Source organism: Microbacterium sp. Leaf159, assembly GCF_001423615.1.
Classification (GTDB): domain Bacteria; phylum Actinomycetota; class Actinomycetes; order Actinomycetales; family Microbacteriaceae; genus Microbacterium.
In genome coordinates this window covers 59,869-79,698 of the sequence record NZ_LMOU01000003.1, presented here as the reverse complement: position 1 = coordinate 79,698, position 19,830 = coordinate 59,869, and the positions used below count along the sequence as shown (strand labels likewise).

18 protein-coding genes are annotated in these 19,830 nt (G+C 68.7%); 13 read left to right on the top strand and 5 right to left on the bottom strand.

Features of this window, described 5'->3' with window-relative positions; genetic code table 11:
• The 5 genes from ASF80_RS18260 to ASF80_RS18240 form a co-directional block, all read left to right on the top strand.
• The coding region (locus ASF80_RS18260; RefSeq protein ID WP_235560059.1) for a carbohydrate ABC transporter permease at window positions 1-565 on the top strand (565 nt) is incomplete at its 5' end.
• Entirely contained in the window at window positions 562-1,467 is a 906-nt protein-coding gene (locus ASF80_RS18255) for a carbohydrate ABC transporter permease (protein WP_056313883.1), read from the top strand. The genes ASF80_RS18260 and ASF80_RS18255, both read left to right, overlap by 4 nt.
• 55 nt (window positions 1,468-1,522) lie before the next feature.
• Window positions 1,523-2,845, top strand: coding sequence for an extracellular solute-binding protein (locus ASF80_RS18250; protein ID WP_056313882.1), 1,323 nt, complete (start codon window positions 1,523-1,525; stop codon window positions 2,843-2,845).
• Between the two features lie 42 nt (window positions 2,846-2,887).
• Window positions 2,888-5,140, top strand: coding sequence for an FAD-dependent oxidoreductase (locus ASF80_RS18245; RefSeq protein ID WP_056313880.1), 2,253 nt, complete (start codon window positions 2,888-2,890; stop codon window positions 5,138-5,140).
• A 68-nt stretch (window positions 5,141-5,208) separates the two neighbouring features.
• A complete protein-coding gene (locus tag ASF80_RS18240) occupies window positions 5,209-6,099 on the top strand; it encodes a LacI family DNA-binding transcriptional regulator (protein WP_235560058.1) in 891 nt (296 codons plus the stop codon).
• Between the two features lie 11 nt (window positions 6,100-6,110).
• Here the strand turns inward: ASF80_RS18240 and ASF80_RS18235 are convergent, their stop codons facing one another.
• Window positions 6,111-6,905: a DeoR/GlpR family DNA-binding transcription regulator gene (locus ASF80_RS18235; RefSeq protein WP_056313878.1), complete on the bottom strand. Its 795-nt coding sequence runs from the start codon at window positions 6,903-6,905 to the stop codon at window positions 6,111-6,113.
• 107 nt (window positions 6,906-7,012) lie between these two features.
• Here ASF80_RS18235 and ASF80_RS18230 point away from each other — a divergent pair, with 107 nt between their 5' ends.
• The 7 genes from ASF80_RS18230 (at window position 7,013) to ASF80_RS18200 (ending at window position 13,590) form a co-directional block, all read left to right on the top strand.
• On the top strand, window positions 7,013-7,993 hold the full coding sequence (locus ASF80_RS18230) for an acetylxylan esterase (RefSeq protein ID WP_056313876.1): 981 nt from the start codon (window positions 7,013-7,015) through the stop codon (window positions 7,991-7,993).
• 227 nt (window positions 7,994-8,220) lie between these two features.
• Entirely contained in the window at window positions 8,221-8,811 is a 591-nt protein-coding gene (locus tag ASF80_RS18225; protein ID WP_056313874.1) for a glucose-6-phosphate isomerase family protein, read from the top strand.
• An 8-nt stretch (window positions 8,812-8,819) separates the two neighbouring features.
• Complete coding sequence (xylB, locus tag ASF80_RS18220; RefSeq protein WP_056313873.1) at window positions 8,820-10,322, top strand: xylulokinase; 1,503 nt, start codon at window positions 8,820-8,822, stop codon at window positions 10,320-10,322.
• Window positions 10,322-11,278 (top strand): NAD(P)-dependent oxidoreductase, encoded by a 957-nt coding sequence (locus ASF80_RS18215; RefSeq protein ID WP_082488480.1) that lies wholly within the window; start codon window positions 10,322-10,324, stop codon window positions 11,276-11,278. The genes xylB and ASF80_RS18215 overlap by 1 nt, the downstream gene beginning before the upstream one ends.
• An 11-nt stretch (window positions 11,279-11,289) precedes the next feature.
• Window positions 11,290-12,246, top strand: coding sequence for a shikimate dehydrogenase family protein (locus ASF80_RS18210; RefSeq protein ID WP_056313870.1), 957 nt, complete (start codon window positions 11,290-11,292; stop codon window positions 12,244-12,246).
• Complete coding sequence (locus ASF80_RS18205; RefSeq protein ID WP_056313868.1) at window positions 12,246-13,214, top strand: phosphotriesterase; 969 nt, start codon at window positions 12,246-12,248, stop codon at window positions 13,212-13,214. Before ASF80_RS18210 ends, ASF80_RS18205 begins: the two co-directional genes overlap by 1 nt.
• Before the next feature lie 79 nt (window positions 13,215-13,293).
• Window positions 13,294-13,590 carry a putative quinol monooxygenase gene (locus ASF80_RS18200; RefSeq protein WP_056313866.1) on the top strand — a complete coding sequence of 99 codons (297 nt, stop codon included), beginning with the start codon at window positions 13,294-13,296 and terminating at the stop codon, window positions 13,588-13,590.
• 378 nt (window positions 13,591-13,968) lie between these two features.
• On the opposite strand, the gene ASF80_RS18195 is transcribed toward ASF80_RS18200, so the two are convergent.
• The 4 genes from ASF80_RS18195 to ASF80_RS18180 all read right to left on the bottom strand — a co-directional run bounded on the left by ASF80_RS18195 (window position 13,969) and on the right by ASF80_RS18180 (window position 18,610).
• Window positions 13,969-14,967, bottom strand: coding sequence for an ABC transporter substrate-binding protein (locus ASF80_RS18195; protein WP_056313864.1), 999 nt, complete (start codon window positions 14,965-14,967; stop codon window positions 13,969-13,971).
• A 50-nt stretch (window positions 14,968-15,017) separates the two neighbouring features.
• The gene (locus ASF80_RS18190) at window positions 15,018-16,052 is read right to left on the bottom strand and encodes an ABC transporter permease (protein ID WP_200933996.1); all 1,035 of its coding nucleotides are present in this window, start codon (window positions 16,050-16,052) and stop codon (window positions 15,018-15,020) included.
• Complete coding sequence (locus ASF80_RS18185) at window positions 16,052-17,554, bottom strand: sugar ABC transporter ATP-binding protein (protein ID WP_056313862.1); 1,503 nt, start codon at window positions 17,552-17,554, stop codon at window positions 16,052-16,054. The genes ASF80_RS18190 and ASF80_RS18185 overlap by 1 nt, the downstream gene beginning before the upstream one ends.
• A 186-nt stretch (window positions 17,555-17,740) precedes the next feature.
• Window positions 17,741-18,610 (bottom strand): sugar phosphate isomerase/epimerase family protein, encoded by an 870-nt coding sequence (locus ASF80_RS18180; RefSeq protein WP_056313860.1) that lies wholly within the window; start codon window positions 18,608-18,610, stop codon window positions 17,741-17,743.
• Between the two features lie 214 nt (window positions 18,611-18,824).
• Between ASF80_RS18180 and ASF80_RS18175 the strand changes: the two genes are divergently transcribed.
• Complete coding sequence (locus ASF80_RS18175) at window positions 18,825-19,826, top strand: LacI family DNA-binding transcriptional regulator (RefSeq protein ID WP_056313859.1); 1,002 nt, start codon at window positions 18,825-18,827, stop codon at window positions 19,824-19,826.
• Window positions 19,827-19,830 lie beyond the last annotated feature (4 nt).

Here is a 19,830-nt window from a genome sequence, read left to right as displayed (position 1 = left end):
CCTGATGCTCATCCCCTGGCTGATCCCCGGTGTCGTGGTGTCGTTCCTCTGGATGTGGATCTTCAACGCCAACTACGGCGTGCTGAACTCCCTGTTCGAGACGCTCGGGCTCATCGACGAGCCCCAGGCGTGGCTCGCCAATCCGACGAGCGCCATGGTGGCCGTGATCGTCGCGAAGACCTGGCAGTCGTTCCCCTGGATGATGGTCATGCTGCTCGCGGGCCTCCAGACCGTGCCGATCGAGCTTCACGAGGCGGCAGAGATCGACGGCGCCGGCACCGCCCGCCGTTTCTTCTCGATCACCGTGCCGCAGATGCAGGGCATCATCGGCCTGGTGCTGCTGCTGGAGTTCATCTGGAACTTCCAGCACTTCGACATCATCTACGTGCTCACCGGCGGTGGACCGGCCGGCTCCACCCAGACATTCGCGACAGCCGTCTACGAGACCGCGTTCGACGGATTCGACCTCGGCCATGCGGGCGCCCTCGGGCTGCTCTGGATGGTGCTGCTGATGGGCCTGGTGGTCGTCTACGTCCGCCTGTCCGAGAAGGGAGAGAAGCGATGACCGCTGTCCTGACCGAGAACCCGGTGACGGTCGCCGCCCCCGTCGCCTCTGCTCCCCGACGACGCAATCGCCGCGCCGACCGACGCGCTGTCACCATCAGCGCCTGGGTCGCCGTCGTCGTGTTCGGCGGGTTCGCGCTGCTGCCGGTGTACTGGCTGGTCGTGACCTCGCTGACGCCCCGCACCGAGGTGTTCTCGTACCCGCCGAAGCTGTTCCCCTCCGAGATCACGTTCGACGCGTACCTGTCTCTGCTGAACAACCCCGCGCTGTTCGGATACCTGCGCAACAGCATCCTGGTGTCCGTGATCACGGCCGTGCTGTCGGTGGTCGTGTCGGCCTACATGGGCTACGCGTTCTCGAAGTTCCGCTACCGCGGCCGGCGCAGTCTCATGTACTTCGTGCTCGCCTCGCAGATGTTCCCGCAGGCGCTGCTGCTCATCACGCTCTACGCGGTCTTCTCCGCCTACGGTCTGCTGAACACGTACACGGCGCTCGTGCTGTCGTTCACGACGTTCACGCTGCCTCTGTGCGTGTGGATGCTGAAGGGCTTCTTCGACACGATCCCCGACGAGCTCATCGAGGCGGCCCGTGTCGACGGAGCGTCGCGCATGCGCATCATCCACTCGATCGTGATGCCGCTCGCTGCGCCCGGACTCATCGCCGCCGGCCTGTTCGCGTTCGTCCGCGGGTGGAATGACTTCATCTTCGCCCTCACCCTCGCGGGCCCGGACAAGCAGACGCTCCCTCCCGGTCTCGTGAACACGTTCATCGGCGAGGCCTCGACCGCATGGCCCGAGCTGATGGCGGCATCCCTCGCGGTGTCGCTGCCCGTCGCCATCGCCTTCATCGCCCTGCAGCGCTTCCTCGTCGGCGGCCTCACCGCCGGCGCGGTCAAGGGCTGATCCGCGAGACACCCAGATATTCCACGAAGTCCCTCGAAGAAGAGAGAGCACATCCATGTCCGAGAACTCCATCTCCGTCTCCCGCCGACAGCTGCTCCAGTTCGCCGGCCTCGGCGCCGCCGGACTGTTCCTCGCGGGCTGCATGCCCAGCGGGGGCGGCACCGGAAGCCCGGCCGCCACGTCTGGCAGCGGCCTCAGCGCCGGCAAGTTCACCGCCACCGACTTCTCGTTCGCGAGCTGGTCGCTCACCGAAGAGGCAGCGGCACCGGCCATCCGGTCGCTGCTCGACGGCTACAAGAAGAAGAGCGACGTCGGCATCACCGAGGTCTCGTTCCCCTATAACGAGTACTTCAAGCAGCTGATGCTGCAGGTCAGAGGCGGACAGTTCACCGGCGCCGCGCACGTCGACGTCGCCTGGCTCGCCTCGCTCGCCGCCCTCGGCAAGCTGGAGGACGTCTCGGCCCTCACGAAGGGGCGCGGCTACACGGCATCCGCACTGGAGGCCGCGCAGCTCGACGGGGTGCAATACGGATTCCCCTGGACCATCGGCGCGATCGGCCTGATCAGCAATTCCGAGATCCTCGACAAGGCGGGGGTGTCGGAGTTCCCCACCACGGTCGACGACTTCGAGAAGACGCTCAAGAAGCTCAAGGGCCTCGGTGGCGGCCTGATCCCGTATGCCGCATCGACGAAGGCCGCGCAGCTCAAGGACGTCCTCATCTGGATGCAGACCTTCGGCAGCGATCTGGTCAAGAACGGCAAGGTCACGATCGGCGACGACGCGAGCGTCGAGGCGGTCACCTGGTACAAGTCGCTGTACGACCAGGGTCTGATCGCCGCAGACGTCGACAGGTTCGACGCCCGATCGCTCTTCGCCCAGGGGCGCGCTGCGATCTACGACGACGCCCCGGTCGGCCGCAGCGCCGTCACGAAGGACTCCCCCGACCCCGACCTCGACTCGAAGCTCCTTCCGCAGTCGCGCCCGGTGCTGAAGAAGGGCGACACCCCCAGGGCTCTGGTCTGGGGTGGCGCGATCGTCGTCGTCGGTGGCGGAGACGGCACTCGCACGGCCGCAGACTTCGGCCAGTGGGCGACGAGCGACCTCGACGCCGTGACCGCCGACTACGAGCTGCGCGGGCTGCCGCCGGTCACCGAGAAGGCCCAGGCGTCGGCAGCGGTGAAGGCGGATGCCTTCGGCTCGCGCTTCGCCGAGAAGATCACCGCCACCGCGACCACCAATCCGTTCTGGCAGTTCCCGGAGTACGCGCAGATCGAGACGACGATCGCCGAACGCGTGCAGGCCGTGCTCGTGGGTCAGCAGAGCGCCAAGGATGCGATGGCCCAGGCCGGCGAAGCCGCCCAGAAGCTGCTCGCCTGACCGCCGCCGCGCCCCCGCATCCGCACCCCTGAAAGGACCCCCATGCGCACCCAGACCGTCGAAGCCGACATCATCGTCGTCGGCGGCGGCCTCGCCGGAGTGAGCGCCGCCGTCGCGGCCGCTCGCCTCGGTCGTCGTACCGTGCTGATCAACAACCGGCCGGTGCTGGGTGGCAACTCCTCATCGGAGGTGCGGGTGTGGGTGTGCGGGGCGACCGCTCACGGCAATCAGCGCTGGGCCCGCGAGACCGGCATCATCGGCGAGCTCTACCGCGAGAACCAGTTCCGCAACCCCGAGGGGAACCCGGTCTACTGGGACGACGTGGTGCTCGACACCGTGCGCCGCGAGCCGAACCTGACGCTCTTCCTCAACACCGAGGTGGTCGACGCCGAGGCCGAGGGGCCGGACGACGCCCGCCACGTCCGCTCTGTCACCGGGTGGACGATGGGCTCGGAGATCCGCACGGTCTTCCGTGCACCGCTCTTCCTCGACTGCACGGGCGACGGGCTCGTCGGCGAGCTGGTCGGAGCCCGGTACCGGCTGGGCAAAGAGGGCAGGGACGAGTTCGGCGAGGACTGGGCACCGGAGCAGCCCGTGCGGGAGTTCCTCGGCTCGACGCTGCTGTTCTACACGAAGGACCTCGGTCACCCCGTCAAATACGTCGCCCCCGAGACCGCGAAGGACATCACGACGACGCCGATCCCGGCGTCCCGCATCATCCGCAGCGGGGACAGCGGTGCGCACTACTGGTGGATCGAGTGGGGCGGTCAGCTCGACATCGTCGACGACAACGAGCTGATCCGCGACGAGCTGCGCTCCGTGATCCTCGGCATCTGGGACCACATCAAGAACTCGGGCGAGTTCGATGCCGACAACCTCACGCTCGAGTGGATCGGCAACCTCCCCGGCAAGCGCGAGTATCGGCGGTTCATCGGCGACCACACTCTGCGCCAGCAGGATGTGATCGATCAGACCCCGTTCGACGACGGCGTCGCCTTCGGCGGCTGGTCGATCGACCTGCACCCGGCCGAGGGGATGTACGCCGAGGGCGCGGGGGCCGTGCAGCGGTTCTCCGACGGCGTCTTCGAGATCCCGTTCCGCTCGCTCTATTCGGCGAACGTCGACAACCTGCTCATGGCCGGGCGCAACGTGTCGGCCACGCACATCGCCTTCGGTGCCGCACGCGTCATGGCGACGTGCGCCGCGATGGGCGAGGCGGCGGGTGTCGCCGCCTCGCTCTGCCTCACCCACGACGCGACCCCACGCGAACTGTACGAGCACCACCGCGCCGAGCTGAGGCAGACGCTGCTGCGCGCGGATGCCTCGCTGATCGGCGTTCCCAACGAGGACCCGCACGATCTCGCCCGAGAGGCGACGGTCACGGCCTCCACCACGCTGCGCACGATCGGAACCGTAGAAGACGGGGCGACCCCGCATCGACTCATCGAGGATCTCGGCATCGTCATCCCCGTGCACCCCGCGCTGGAGACGACGGAGCTGCTTCTCAGCGCGGATGCCGCGACGACGCTGACCGTCGAGGTCTGGTCGACCGGGCGCCCGCAGAACGTCGTGCCGTCGCACCTCGAGCACACGACCGTCGTCGATGTGCCGGCGGGCGAGCGCGGATGGGTGCGGGTCGACACGCCCTTCGCACCGGAGGGGCCGCAGAACGCGATCGTCGTGCTGCGCGCGAACCCGCAGGTGCACGTGCACCTCACATCGCCGTTGCCCCCGGGAGCCCTGACTCTCGTGCACCGGGTCGACAACGACGACCAGAACGTCGAGGTCGACCGGGACGGCCTTCTCGTTCGGTGGCCGACCAAGCCGCTCCGCGGCCGCAGCGTCGTGTTCCGTGCCGCACCGGAGTCCGACGCGCTCGCGCCCGAGCGCTCGACCTCGGGCTTCAACCGCCCGTACGGCGGACCGAACATGTGGGCGTCCGACCCCGCGGCATCCGGCCCGCAGTGGCTGCGCCTCGACTGGACGCACCCCGTCACGGCCTCCGAGATCCGGCTCGTGTTCGACGACGACGTCGACCTCGAGCTGAACACCCTGCACCACCACCGAAGCCCCGACGAGGTACTGCCGCAGCTCGTGCGCGACTACCGCGTCGAGGTGCTGACCGCTGCGAGCGCGGAATGGCGCACTGTCGCCGAGGAGACCGACAACCACCACCGGCTGCGCGTGCACGAGCTTCCGTCGGATGTCGGAGCCATCCGCGCCGCGCGTCTCGTCGTCGACCGCACGAACGGCGCGGCCGAAGCGCGCGTGATCGCGTTCAGGGTGCAATCGTGACCCGGGGCGCTAACGTGAAGGGCATCCGTCGGCCAGCCGGCGATCATCGTCCACCCAGGAGGCCGCAGGTGACCACCTCGTCGAACGGCAGGGCGATGCCCGTCGCCAGGGCCACGCGCACCGGCCTCATCGCGCTCGCCGTGCCGCACCTCGAGGAGCCGTACTTCGCCGAGCTCGGGTCTCGACTGGTGCGCGGCGCGGACGATCGTGGACTCGCCGTGCTGATCGTGCAGACCGAGGGAGACCACGCCAGAGAGATCGATGTCGCGAACGGTGTCGGGCTGCCTCCCGTCGACGGCCTGATCCACATCCCGCGGTCGCTCACCGTCGCCGACCTCACCCGGCGCACCGCGCCAGGACCCCTCGTGCTGCTCGGCGAGCACATCCAGGTCAGTCCGTTCACGCACATCACGATCGACAACCGCGCGGCGGCGCGCACCGCCACAGAGCACCTGCTCGCGGTCGGATGCCGCCGGATCGCCTACATCGGGCGTCGTGATTCTCGCCCGTCGGATGCCGCGGACCGCCGACACGTCGGATACGTCGAGGCGCTGACAGCCGCCGACATCCCCGTCGACCCGGCTCTCACCGCGCAGGTCGACGCGTTCACCGCCGACGAGGGTGAACGGGTCGCGGCGGCGATGACCGCGGCGCTCCCCGACCTCGACGGCATCGTGTGCTCCAACGACTCGGTGGCGCTCGGTGCGCTCGCGGCGCTCCACGCGGCGGGGCGGCGGGTTCCCGACGATGTCGCGGTGATCGGTATCGACGACATCCGCGCCGCCCGGTTCTCCGTGCCCGCGCTCAGCACCATGGCCCCCGATCACGAGCAGCTCGTCGATGCGGCGTTCGCGGAGCTCGAAAGGCAGCTGACGTCTCCTCCCGGTGCCGACCTGCCGGTGCGCCACGTCACGATCCCGGCCGCCCTCGTCCGCAGGGCGAGCACCGCGAGGCGATGACGGGGATCGGATCAGTCGGTTCCGGCCGACGCCTCGGTGCCGCGCGCGGCGACCTGCAGGCTGCCGACGTGGGCCGCCAGCTGCTGTCGGGCCTCGTCGTCGAGACCGTCGTCCGTGATCAGCCGGTCGATGTCGGAGAGGTCGGCGATCGTCGTCAGGCCGACCACGCCCCAGCGTGTGTGATCCGCGAGCACGATCACCTCTCGCGCGGTCGCCATGAACGCGCGGCTGGTCTCGGCCTCGAGGAGGTTCATCGTCGTGATGCCGGCGTGCACGTCGAGCCCGTGCGCGTCGAGGAACACGAGGTCGCAGTGCAGGTGCTCGAGCGCCCGCACGGCGACGGGGCCGACGAGGGACTCGGCGGGAGTGCGCACACCACCGGTGAGCACGACGGTCTGCGTGTAGGGCGCGTCGGCGCGCTCCGGGGGCGAGAACAGATCGGCCACGGAGAGCGAATTGGTGACCACCGTGAGATCGGCGACGTCGCGCACCGCACGTGCGAGCGCGAGCCCTGTCGCGCCGCCCGAGATGCCGATCGCCATGCCGGGCTCGATCATCGTGGCCGCGGCCTCAGCGATCGCGCGCCGCTCGGCCGAGACCGCCGGAGCCGTGCTCGGACGGTGCCCTGCACGCAGTCGCATCCCGCCGCGAACGCGTTCGACGACGCCCTCATCGGCCAGCTGGTCGATGTCGCGCCGGACGGTCATCTCGCTCACCTGCAGCGCGGCTGCAAGCTCCGCGACGGATGCTGCTCCACGCTCGCGCGCGGCTGCGAGGATGCGCTCTCGTCGCTCGGTGACCAGCACGCGCTCTCCTTCCGGTGGGGCCTCCAGTCTGCCACGGCGCCGCCCGGCATCCCGCGGCTGACTCACCCTCGACACCGCCCGCTTCTCGACAGGAATCCCGCCCGCGCATGACCTTCCCCTCCCCCTACGACACCTGGTTCGCCGACGCCGAGTTCGACGCGAGCTACGGACACACGCTGAGCACGCTCCGCACGATCGCTCCGATCGCCGCCCCCGACGGGTTCGCCGAACGGTGGCAGGGCTGGCGCGAGCAGGCCGAGACGGTGGATGCCGATCCCGCCGTGCTGTCCACCGAGACCGCGCACGGCAGACGCGTGTCGATCATCGAGCACGCGGGAGTCGACGGCACTCGTCTGCGGGCCTGGCTCGTCGAGCCCCTGTCCGCTCCGGCGCGCGTCGGCGTCGTGCACAGTCACGGCTACGGAGGGCGGGATGCGATCGATCTGGCCAGGGTGCCCGACGATGCGGCCGCGATCTTTCCCGTCGCCCGCGGGCTGCCCACTCTGAACACGGGCGTCGGTGCCCCCGAGCCCAAGGCCGCGCATGTGCTGGCCGGGATCGAGACCCCGGACTCCTACGTGCTGGGCCTGTGTGCCCGTGACCTCTGGCTCGCAGCGGACGCTCTCACGACCCTCGTCGGCCCCCTGCCTCTCTACTACGTCGGCGAGAGCTTCGGCGGAGGCATCGGCGCACTCGCCCTCCCGTGGGATGAGCGCTTCATCGGCGCGACCCTCGTCGTGCCGAGCTTCGGTCAGTACGACGAGCGTCTCGCGGTGCACTGTGTGGGCAGCGGCGAGACCGTGCGCGACCACGTCGCCGCGCATCCGGAGGCCCGCGAGGTGCTGCGCTGGTTCGACGCCTCGACGGCCCTCGGCTTCGCCCGCGTTCCGGTGCGGGTCGAGGCGGCGCTATGGGACCCGTACGTGCCCCCTCAGGGCCAGTTCGGCGTCGCGAACGCGGCACGGATGCTCGAGCTCGCCGTCCTCCCGGCGGGCCATGCCGAGTATCCGGGGGTCGAAGAGGTGACAGCCGAGGCGATCAGCGGCAGCCGCGCGCACCTCGCTCGGGCGCTGCGCGCAGCATCCTGAGATTTGGGCATTCCCGCTCCGGTCGCACTTCGTGCCGCCTGATCGCCCCGTGGGCGGCATCAACTGCGACCGGAGCCTTCTCTGCGCGGCGACGCTCGCGATTCGCCGCGCACACCCGCGCTCCCACCCCCGCGCATCTGAGCACTGGACGCCACTTGTCATAACAGGTACACTCAGCTTGTCATTACAGGTTGCGCAGCGCCGCAGCACCCGTACGAGGAGCACCGATGCCCCAGTTCCACACGCCTCCGATCTCGCCGATGGCGATCGCGTTCGACGCCGAGAAGCTCACGCTCTCGCCCGAGGGGCCCACGCTCACGCGGCGCATGTCCGACCTCGAGGGGCTCTTCCTCGACGCGGACGCCTGGGCCGCCGCATCCGCCGGCGACGACCCCGTCGTCTACACCGTGGTCAGCTCTCCCGTGCCCGAGGTGGACCGTGAACTGCCGCAGTCGATCACCACGATCATGCCCGGCGACACCTCGGGCGAGCTCTGGATGACCAAGGGCCACCAGCACCCGAACCACCAGGGCGAGATCTACCTGGCACTCAAGGGTCGCGGCGGGCTGCTCATGTTCGACGGCGAGCGCACCGAATGGCTCGACATGCTGCCGGGAACGATCGGCTACATTCCCCCGGGCTGGGCCCACCGCTCGGTGAACACGGGCGATGAGCCCTATGCGTTCCTCGCGGTGTATCCGGGCGGCGCCGGCCACGACTACGGCTGGGTGCTCGAGCACGGCATGGGCTCCCGCGCCTACCGCTCGAACGAGGGCGTCGACCTGCGTCCCTATTCCGCGTCCCCCTCCGCGGAATAGGGTCGATCATGCTCATCGCGCACGACCTCGGGACCACGGGAGACAAGGCGTCCCTGCACCACGACGACGGCCGCCTCGTCACCTCGGTCACCGTGCCCTACCCGGCGCACTTCGCCGCGGGCGGCATCGCCGAGCAGGATCCGGCGGACTGGTGGGATGCCGTCGTCTCGGCGACCCGACAGTTGATCGATCGCGCCGGCGTCGGGCCCGAGACCATCGGAGGCCTCGTCGTCAGCGGCCAGATGATGGGCACCGTGCTTCTCGACGCCCACGGAGAGCCGGTGCGCCCGGCGATCATCTGGGCCGACACCCGTTCGGGTGCGCAGACCCGGACGCTCGAGCAGCACCTCGGCGCGAAGGACGCCTACCGCGTGCTCGGCCATCGCCTGAACCCCACCTACTCTCTCGAGAAGATCATGTGGGTGCGCGACAACGAGCCCGAGGTGTGGGCGCGCGTGCGCCATTTCTGCGTCGCCAAGGACTACATCGTCTACCGGCTCACCGGGCGCCTCGCCACCGAACGCTCCGACGCCTCGGGCACCAACGCCTACGACCAGCTGCGCGGCACCTGGTCGGCCGACGTTCTCGCCGCCGCCGGACTCGACGCCGCCCTTTTCCCCGAGATCCTCGAGTCGACGACCGTCGCAGGCTCACTCACGACCGCCTCGGCCGTTGCACTGGGCCTCCCGGCATCCGTTCGCGTCGTGATGGGTGGCGGAGACGGTCCGCTGGCCGCGGTGGGCTCGGGCATCGTCGCCCCCGAAGACGGCGCGTACGTGTGCCTGGGCACCTCGTCGTGGATCTCGTTCGCGAGCCTCGCTCCGCTGCACGATCCGCAGATGCGCACCATGACGTTCGACAACGTGGTGCCCGGATCGTTCGTGCCGACCGCGACCATGCAGGCCGGCGGCGCATCGGTGCAGTGGATCGCCGAAGCGCTCTCCCCCGACCCCGCGCACCCCGACACCGCGCGCCTCACGGCAGAGGCCGGCGGCGACCTCGACACCGAAGACCTCTACTTCCTCCCCTACCTGCTCGGCGAGCGCTCTCCGCTGTGGGACCCGCACGCCCGCGGAGCCTTCGTCGGCCTGGGGCGCCACCACACGCGCGCGCACCTCACCCGCGCCGTACTCGAGGGCGTGGCGTACAACCTGCTCACCTGCATCCAGGCGTTCCGCGAATCGGGAGCAACAATCGACCGCATCGATGCGGTGGGCGGCGGAGCCCAGAGCGACGCCTGGCTCGGCATCCTCGCCGACGTCTGGGGCGTGCCGATCCGTCGCCGCACGATCGTCGAAGAGGCCAACAGCCTCGGCGCCGCAGTCACCGGCGCGGTGGGACTCGGCCTCGCCGACTTCTCGGCGGCCAGGGCTCTCAGCGAGGTGACGGCAGAGTTCACCCCGGATGCCGGTCGGCACGCCGTGCACGCGCAGCGCCACACCCGTTTCGTCGACGCGTACACCGCGCTCGAGCCGTGGTTCGCCCAGGCCCCCGCCACCCGGGACGCCTGATGGGAGTCATCCTCGCCACCAGCCGCTCGTTCTCAGACGGCGACCTCGACCTCGTCGGGCGCGCGCATGCCGCCGGCCACGAGATCGTCCGCGGCCCCGCGCATCACGGGCTCACCGAGCTCGCGCCCCTGCTCGCCGCGGCCGAGGGCTGGATCGCCGGCACAGGACCCGTGACCGACGAGCACCTCGCCGCCGCCCCGAATCTCAAGGTCGTCGCCCGCTACGGCGTCGGCACCGAGGCGGTCGACCTCGATGCGGCGCTGCGGCGCGGCATCCCCGTGACCAACACCCCGGGTGCGAATGCGGATGCCGTCGCCGACCACGCCGTCGGCCTCATGCTCGCCGCTCTGCGCTTCATCCCCGACGGCGATCGACGCGTGCGCACCGGCGACTGGGCCGTGCGGCGCGGCCGCGAGCTCGGAGCAGCCACCGTCGGCATCGTGGGCTTCGGCCGCATCGGCCAGGGCGTCGCCCGGCGCCTCGGCGGCTTCGGCTCGCGTGCGCTCGCGGCCGATCCGTTCCTTCCCGCCGGCGTCATCGCCGAGCGCGGGGCCGAGCCGGTCGACCTCGATGAGCTCTTCCGCACCGCCGATCTGATCACGCTGCACGCCCCGGGCGGCCAGACTCTCGTCGATGCGGCGCGTCTCGACAGCATCCGGCCCGGGATGATCCTGGTGAACACCGCCCGCCCCGACCTCGTCGACGAGGTGGCTCTCGCCGCCGCCCTGCGCGACGGACGTCTCGGCGGATACGCGGCCGACACCCTGGCCGGCGACACCGCGGCGAGCGCGAGCCCGCTGCTCGCCGACGACCTCGCCGACCGCGTGACCGTCACCCCGCACCTGGGCGCGCAGACCACGCAGGCCGTCGACAACATGGGCTCGATGTCTCTCGACGATGTGCTCGCCATCCTCGCGGGCCGTGTGCCCACTCACCCCGTCTCTCCCCGAACCTGAAGGACCAGGCCATGACCATCACCGAGACTCCCGCGACCCCCGCGACTCCCGAGACCGGCGGCTACATGGGCTTCGTCGGCGTGAGCACCGGATCGTCGTCGATCATGAAGGTGTTCCCGAAGTGGGCCGAGGTGCTCGGGCTCCCCACCGAGAACCTCCTCGGGCACGACCTGCCGATGGATGCGACGCCGGCGCAGTACGTCGCGATGGTCGAGCAGATCCGCGACGATCCTCAGCACCGGGGCGCACTCGTCACGACCCACAAGATGAACGTCTTCGCCGCGGCATCCGACCTCTTCGACGAACTCGACCCGTTCGCGGTCTCGTGCTCCGAGATCTCGAGCATCTCGAAGCGGGGCGATCGCCTGATCGGGCGTGCCAAGGATCCCCTCACGGTCGACCTCGCCCTGAACGACTTCCTCCCGACCGACCACTTCGCCCGCACCGGGGCCGAGGTCGTGATCCTCGGCGCCGGCGGCTCGGGCACCGCGCTCAGCTGGGCCCTGGCGGAGCGAGCGGATGCTCCGGCCAGGATCACCGTGACCGCCCGCGACGACGACAAGCTCGACCACCTGCGCGAGGTGCACCGCCAGCACGGCACCCCCGACGGCCTGATCACGTACGTGCGCACCGACACGGTGCAGGATGCCGCGGCCATCGTCGCGGCAGCCCCTGCGGGCTCGCTGATCGTGAACGCCACCGGACTCGGTAAGGACCGCCCCGGCTCGCCGCTGCCCGACGATGTCGTGTTCCCCGAGGGCGCGTGGGTGTGGGAGTTCAACTACCGCGGGTCGCTCGAGTTCCTGCATCAGGCCAGGGCGCAGGAGGCCGCGCGCGGTCTGCATGTGGTCGACGGCTGGCGGTACTTCATCCACGGCTGGTCGCAGGTCGTCGCCGACGTGTTCGAGATCGACCTCACCCCCGAGATCGTCGAACAGCTCGCCGAGGCCGCCGAATCGGTGCGCTGATGCCGATCGTCCGCACGGTTCTCGGCGACATCGACCCGACGAAGCTCGGGGCGACGAACTATCACGAGCACCTGTTCCAGATCTCGCCGCTGCTGGCCGGCGACGAGCTCGACGACGAAGACCTCTCGGGACAGGAGGCCGCCCGGCTGAAGGCCAGCGGCTTCGCCGCGATGGTGGATGCGACCCCGTTCGGCCTCGGGCGAGACCCCGAGGGGGTCGCACGCATCAGCGCCGGCACCGGGATGCATGTCGTCGCGACCACCGGGCGCCATCGCGAGGCGCACTACGGCGACGACCACCCGATGCGGGTGTGGGATGTCGAGCGCCTGACCGAGCTGTTCGTCGCCGAGGTGACGCGAGGGATGCTGGTCGACGATGCGCTGGTGTTCGAGACGCCCGACGTCCCCCGTGCCGCAGCTCCGGATGGATCGCCGGTGCGCGCCGGGATGCTCAAGGCCGGCGTCGGCTACTGGAGCATCACCCCGTTCGAGCACACGACCCTGCTCGCGGTGGCCGAGGCACATCGCGCGACCGGGGCCCCGGTGATGGTGCACCTGGAGTTCTGCACCGCCGCGCACGAGGTGCTCGACGCGCTCGAGGCCGAGGGCGTCGCATCCGATCGTGTCGTGCTCGCGCACGCCGACCGCGATCCGGACTCGGGTCTGCACGCCTCGCTCGCCGAGCGCGGCGCATACCTCGGATACGACGGATTCGCGCGCCCCCGCACGAGATCGGATGCCGAGCTGCTCGCCCTGACCGAGAAGGTCGTCGCCCTCGGCGCGGTCGATCGGGTGCTGCTCGGCGGCGATGTCGCCCGCCGCACCCGCTACCTCGCCTACGGCGGCATGCCAGGCCTCGCCTATCTCGGCGAGCGCTACCTGCCGCGACTGCGCTCCGCCGTCGGCGACGACGCCGTAGAGCGGATGCTGGTCGCCAACCCGGCGCGCCTGCTCACCGTGTCATCCTGATCCCGCATCGCCTGCCCCGCATCCCGTACCCCGCATCCCGCATCCATCTCGCATTCCGTATCCACCCCGAGGAGCCCTCATGGCCGAGCCGACCATCCTGCACGCCGTGTTCACCGCACGCCCGGAGAAGGGCGACGAGGTCGCCGCCCTGCTCCGCGATTTCGCCGAGGTCGTGCGAGCCGAAGAGGGCAACGTCGTGTTCGATGCGACGCGCCTCGTCGATGACTCCGACCGGTTCTTCGTCTACGAGGTCTATCGCGACGAGGCGGCCTTCCAGGCGCACATCGCAGCCCCGGCCGGGGTCCCGTTCAACGAGGCGCTGCAGCAGCTGATCGTCGAGCCGTCGTCGATCCTGACCTTCCTCCGTCGCATCTGACGGCGCCGCACGCTCCCCTCCCCGGTATCCCCCGCCCCTCACCCCTGCATGCCCGCACGACACCTGCATGCCCAGAACACACCTGCATGCCGATTCCGCGCGTCTGGGCCTGCATCCGTGATCTGAGCATCCGTCTGTGCGCCGATGCCTCACCCGCCCCCCTCCCGCATCCACCCGTCACACCTGCAGCCGCTCACACCTGCATGCCCAGAACACACCTGCATGCCGATTCCGCGCGTCTGCGCCTGCATCCGTGATCTGAGCATGCATCTGTGCACGGATCCCGCCAGCCCCCGGCCACCCGGCACCCAGAAATCCACCCGGGCACACAGAAAGCCCCCCGCCCGAAGGCGAGGGGCTTCTGTCGATCTCAGCGGGTCACTCGTAGAGGACCGCTGCGATGTTCTCATCCTCGAGGTTCGTGCTGTCGTACCAGTACGAACCGGTGTCGTAGAACTCGTCGACGTCATCGCCGTTGGCGGCGTCGTATGCCGCCTGGACGACCTGCTTGCCGATGCCGATCGGGTCCTGCGTGATCGCGCCGGCCATGGTGCCGTCCTTGATGGCGTTGATCTGCGCGGCGCCGGAGTCGAATCCGACGATCGTGATCTTGCCCTTCTCGAGACCGAGCTCGTTCACGGCGTTCACGACGCCGATGGCCGAACCCTCGTTGGTGCCGTAGATGCCCTTGAGGTCGGGGTGGGCGGCGATCAGCGTCTTGGCGATGTCAGCCGACTTCAGGTGGTCGCCGTCACCGTACTGGATGTCGACGATGTCGATGTCGGGGTAGTCCGCCTCGATCTTCTCGACGAAGCCGTCGCGACGCTCGACACCGGTCGAGTTGATGTTCGAGTGACCGACGATGGCGACCTCGCCCTCGCCTCCGATCAGCTCGGCCATGTGCTCTGCGGCGAGCGCACCCGCGACCTTGCTGTCGGTCGCCGAGAGGCTGAGTCCGACGTCTCCGTCGCACGGGGCGTCGAAGTAGACGACCGGGATGTCCTTGGCCTTGGCCTGCTCGAGCGGGGCGACGCACGCCTCGGGGTCGAGGGCGGCGTAGGCGATGGCATCCGGGTTCTTGTCGATCGCGGTGGTCAGCATCTCGAGCTGCTGGGCGATCTCGGTCTCGGCGGCCGGGCCCTCGAACGTGATCTTCACGCCGAGCTCGTCTGCCTTCTCCTGAGCGCCCTGCTTGACTGCCTGCCAGAACTGGTGCTGGAAGCCCTTCGAGACGAGGGCGATGTACATCTCGCCGTCGCCGCTCGATCCGTCGCCACTGCCTTCTTCGATGACGTCACCGCCGCCGGCGCAGCCCGCGAAGACGAGGGCGGATGCGGCCACGAGTGCCGCGAATGCGGTCTTCTTGCCGAATTTCATGGAAACTCCATTGTTCTCTGTGTGGTGGTGGGGGGTGTAGATCTGTGTGATCAGGTGCGCTGGCGGTTGCGCAGCGAGTCGAGGAACACGGCCAGCAGCACGACGATGCCGACGACGATGTTCTGCCATTCCGACTGGATCGACATGATGCGCAGGCCGTTGACGAGCACGCTCATGATGAGCGCACCGATCACGGTGCCGAGGATGGATCCTCGTCCGCCGAGCAGCGAGGTTCCGCCGATGATGACCGCGGCGATCGCCTGCAGCTCGTAGCCGGTGCCGATCTGCGGCTGGGCCGAGTCGAGGCGGGCGGCGATCACGATGCCCGCGATGCCGGTGAAGGCTCCGGCGAACATGTAGATGAGGATCGTCCAGCGTCGCGTGTTCACACCCGAGAGGCGGGTGGCCTCCTCGTTCGAGCCGATCGCGAACGTGTAGCGGCCGAGGAGCGTCTTCGACAGCACCAGCCAGGCGATGATCGCGGCCACCGCGGTGATCAGCACGGCGTTCGGGATGCCGGGGATGATCACGCCGAGCGCGATCTTCTTGAAGTCGGGGGCCGACGTCGAGAAGTAGATCGGCGAGACGTTCGAGATGACGAGGGCGAGTCCGCCGGCGATCATCATCATCGCGAGGGTGGCGATGAACGGGGGCAGTCGGAGGAAGGTGATGTTGATGCCGTTCACGAGTCCCATGAGGACACCCGTGAGGACACCGCCGATCACGCCGACCCAGACCGGGAGCCCCATGTTCGTCACGAACACGCCCGTCATCACGGCGCAGAGCGCCATGCCGGTCCCGATCGAGAGATCGATGCCGCCGGTGATGATGACGAAGGTCGTGCCGAGGGCGAGGATGCCGATGACCGCGGTCGACAGCAGCACCGTGGCGATGTTGCTGAAGGTGAAGAAGTTCGGGCTGGCGATCGAGAAGAAGATCACCAGGACGATCAGCGTGCCGAAGGCCAGCGACTGCTGGAGCTGACGACGGAGGAATCCGCCGATGTCGCGCTTGTCGGTGTTCTCGTCGACTGCCGTCTGGATGATCGTCGTCGTCGACGATCCGGACTGCTGTGGGGTGCTCATCAGTCTTCCTCCCCGTGGGCTGCGAGTTGCATGATCTTCTCCTGGCTGGCTTCCTCGTTGCGGAGGGTTCCGGTGATGCGACCGTTCGCGAAGACCGCGATGCGGTTCGCGACGCGGAGGATCTCCGGCAGTTCCGACGAGATGACGATGATGGATTTGCCCTGATCAGCGAGCTGCTGCATCAGGCGGTAGATCTCCTCCTTCGCGCCGACGTCGATCCCTCGGGTCGGCTCGTCGAAGATGAGGATGTCGCAGTCGCGCATCAGCCACCGGGCGATGACGACCTTCTGCTGGTTCCCTCCGGAGAGGAGCTTCACGACCTGGTTCACCGAGGGCGTCTTGACCCGCAGCTGCTGCACGTACTCCTTCGTGCGGTTCTTCGCCTTGCTGTCGCCCATCCAGCCGATGCCGTTGGCGTACGACCCGAGCGAGGCGAGCACGGTGTTGAACGTCACGTCCTGCTCGAGCATGAGCCCGAGCAGCTTGCGGTCCTCCGAGAGGTAGCCGAGGCCATGCTTCACGGCATCCGCGGGCTGTCCGATGCGCACGGGATCGCCGCCGATCGCGATCGTGCCGCCGTCGCGGTGGTCGGCGCCGATGATGGCCCTCGCCGTCTCGGTGCGGCCCGCCCCCATGAGGCCGGCGAAGCCGAGGATCTCGCCCTTGTGCAGCTGGAACGAGACGTCTTTCAGGAGGTTCTTGGTCGAGAGCCCCTGCACGTCGAGCACGATCGGGTCGTTGATGTGGTCGCGGGCCTGCGGCCTGGTTCCCTCGTCGATCACGCGTCCGACCATCATCTCGATGATCTTCGGGATGCTGACCTCGGATTTCTCCAGTGATCCGATGTATGTGCCATCCCGGAGCACCGTGACGCGGTCGGCGAGGCGCCGCAGCTCGTCCATGCGGTGCGAGATGTAGACGATGCCGGTGCCCGACGCCCGCAGCTGCTCGATGAGCACGAACAGGGTCTCGGTCTCGGAATCGGTGAGCGCCGACGTGGGCTCGTCCATGATGAGCACCTTGGCGTTGAACGAGAGCGCTTTGGCGATCTCGACCATCTGCTGCTCGGCCACGGTGAGCTCACCGACGAGCTGTCGCGGGTTCACCCGGATGCCCAGTCGCTGCAGCAGCTCTGCGGTCTGCGCGTTGAGCTTGCGCTCCGAGAGGAACGGCCCGGTCGTGGGCTCGCGTCCGACGAAGATGTTCTGCGCCACGGTGAGATCGGGCATCAGGTTGAGTTCCTGGTGGATGATCGTGATCCCGAGCTGCTGCGCCTGCAGCGGGCTGGTCAGCTCGACCTCCTGGCCCTCGAACGTGATCGTGCCCTCGTCCTTGGTGTAGATCCCCGAGAGGATCTTCATGAGAGTCGACTTGCCCGCGCCGTTCTCGCCCACGAGCACCAGCACCTCACCGGCACGCACCTCGAGGTGCACGTCCTTGAGAGCCTGCACACCGGGGAATCCCTTACTGATCCCCTCGACTCTGAGAATGGGGTCACTCATGTGCTCACCTGCTTCCTTGAAGGTCGTTATCTGACATTTCCGGTCGGGCCCGTAAACATCGGATCAATTCTGCGGCCTGCGCCCCACCCTGCGCAAGTTGTATCTAAATGTAACTAAGACTTCTTCCGAAAGGAAGACCTGTAATAACAAGTTGGCCACAGGTCTGCGATTCGGCGATGAGCCGGCTCAATGCAGCCGGATCGAGTCGACGGCGACGAGCTTGTCGCGGATGTACGCGTTGGCGTGCGCGCCGAGCTCGGCGTTGTCGGTCCAGAGGTTGCGCCAGATCCCCAGCATGCGGCTGAGGTCGGGAGCCACCACGGCCGACGAGAACGACTCGAACACGATCGGGCCGTCGTATCCGATGCGCCCCAGCGCCTTGAAGAAGTTGTCGAAGTCGACGGTTCCCGTACCGAGATATCCGCGGTGGCTCTCCCCGATGTGCACGTAGCGCAGCGACGGGGCGGCGTCGAGCACCGGCGCGAACATATCCGACTCCTCGATGTTCATGTGGTACGTGTCGAGGTGGATGCCGAGGTTCGGCCGATCGATCTCCGCGAGGTAGGCGAGAGCCTGACGGGCGGTGTTCAGAACGTTCGTCTCGTAGCGGTTGACGACCTCGAGCGACACCGAGACGCCGCGCTCAGCCGCGTGATCGGCGACGCGGGCGATCGTGCGGCGGCTACTCTCGAGGCCTTCGGGGGTGACCGGGTCCATGTACTTCTGCATCGCGCTGTAGATCACTCCGCAGAAGTGCTGCCCGCCGAGGTCGCTGAGCACGTCGACCGCTTTGAGCAGTAGGGCCTCGCCCGCAGCCACGACCTCGGGGTCGGAGCTGGTGACGTCGGTCGCACCCGAGAGCCCGAGCGAGGCGCTGACCGCGAGATCGTGCTCTTCGAGCGCATCCTTCGCCGCGGCGACATCGAACGAGAACGGATCCATGAGCGGGAACTCGATGAGGTCGAATCCCGCCGCCTTCGTCTTCTCGACGGAGAGACGGATGCCGTCGGCATCGAAGTGTCCGGTCCAGACGAGCCCGTGGCATCCGATGTTCATGAGACCTCTCGGAGACGGGTGTGCGGCACCTTCGCCTCGGCAGGATTGGCACGTTGCAACCCTGCGTTCAGGTCACGGTACGGGGTGGCGGATGCGGTGTCAAGAAGTTTCTTGGCACGTGCCAATCGCTCGGCTACTGTGGAGTCGTCAGTGCCGCGCGGGCGCGCAGCAACCCTCGCGCACGCGCGCACCGACGCCGTCGACAAGGAGCTCCATGCCCGCCAGCGTCAAAGACGTCGCAGCCCTCGCCGGGGTGTCCTCCTCGACCGTCTCGAACTACCTCAATCACCCGCACGTGCTCGGGGAGTCGAGCGCCGCGAAGGTCAGAGACGCGATCGAGCGACTCGGCTACGTGCCGAACGAATCGGCTCGGCAGCTGCGAGCGGGGTCGAGCAAGGCGCTCGCACTGATCCTGCTCGACGCGTGGCTGCCGTACTTCCATGAGCTCTCGCGCGGGGTCGAAGACGTGGCGCGCGAGGGCGGCTGGTCGCTCTTCTTCAGCAACAGCAATCGCGACGCCGGCATCGAACGCCGCAACATCGACATGTTCGAGTCGCACCGCGTGCAGGGCATCGTGATCTACCCTCTCGAAGACGTCGTGCCACGGCTCGAACAGCTCGCGGAGCGCGGCATCCGCTCGGTCGTCGTGGGACCGATCCCCGACTCGCCGAGCGTCGGATCCGTACGTTTCGACGACCGCGGCGGCGGGCGCCTCGCCGGGGAGCATCTGCTGTCGATCGGCCGTCGCCGCATCCTGTTCCTGGGGGCGCCGAGCGTCAGCCAGTCGAACGACCGTCTTCTGGGGCTGCGTGACGCCGTCGTGGGTACGGATGCCACGGTCGATGTGTTCGACGTGCCGCATCTGACGACGGAGGACGGTCTGGAGATCGCCGAGCGGATCGTCGCGTCGCCCGCCGCCGACCGCCCCGACGCGATCTTCGCCGCGAACGACATGGTCGCGATCGGCGTGCTCACCCGACTGCTGCGCGAGGGGATCCGCGTGCCTGAGCAGATCGCCCTGGTCGGCTTCGACGACGTCGCCCAGGCGCACCAGACCGTCGTGCCGCTCACAAGCGTGCGTCAGCCCGGGTACGAGATCGGCCGAGCGGCCGGTGCCGCCCTGATCCGTCAGCTCACCGACCCCACCGCCGACCTGCCAGCGCCGACGCCGTTCGCCGCCGAGCTCGTGGTTCGCGAGTCCACCGTCGGGCGCTGAGCTC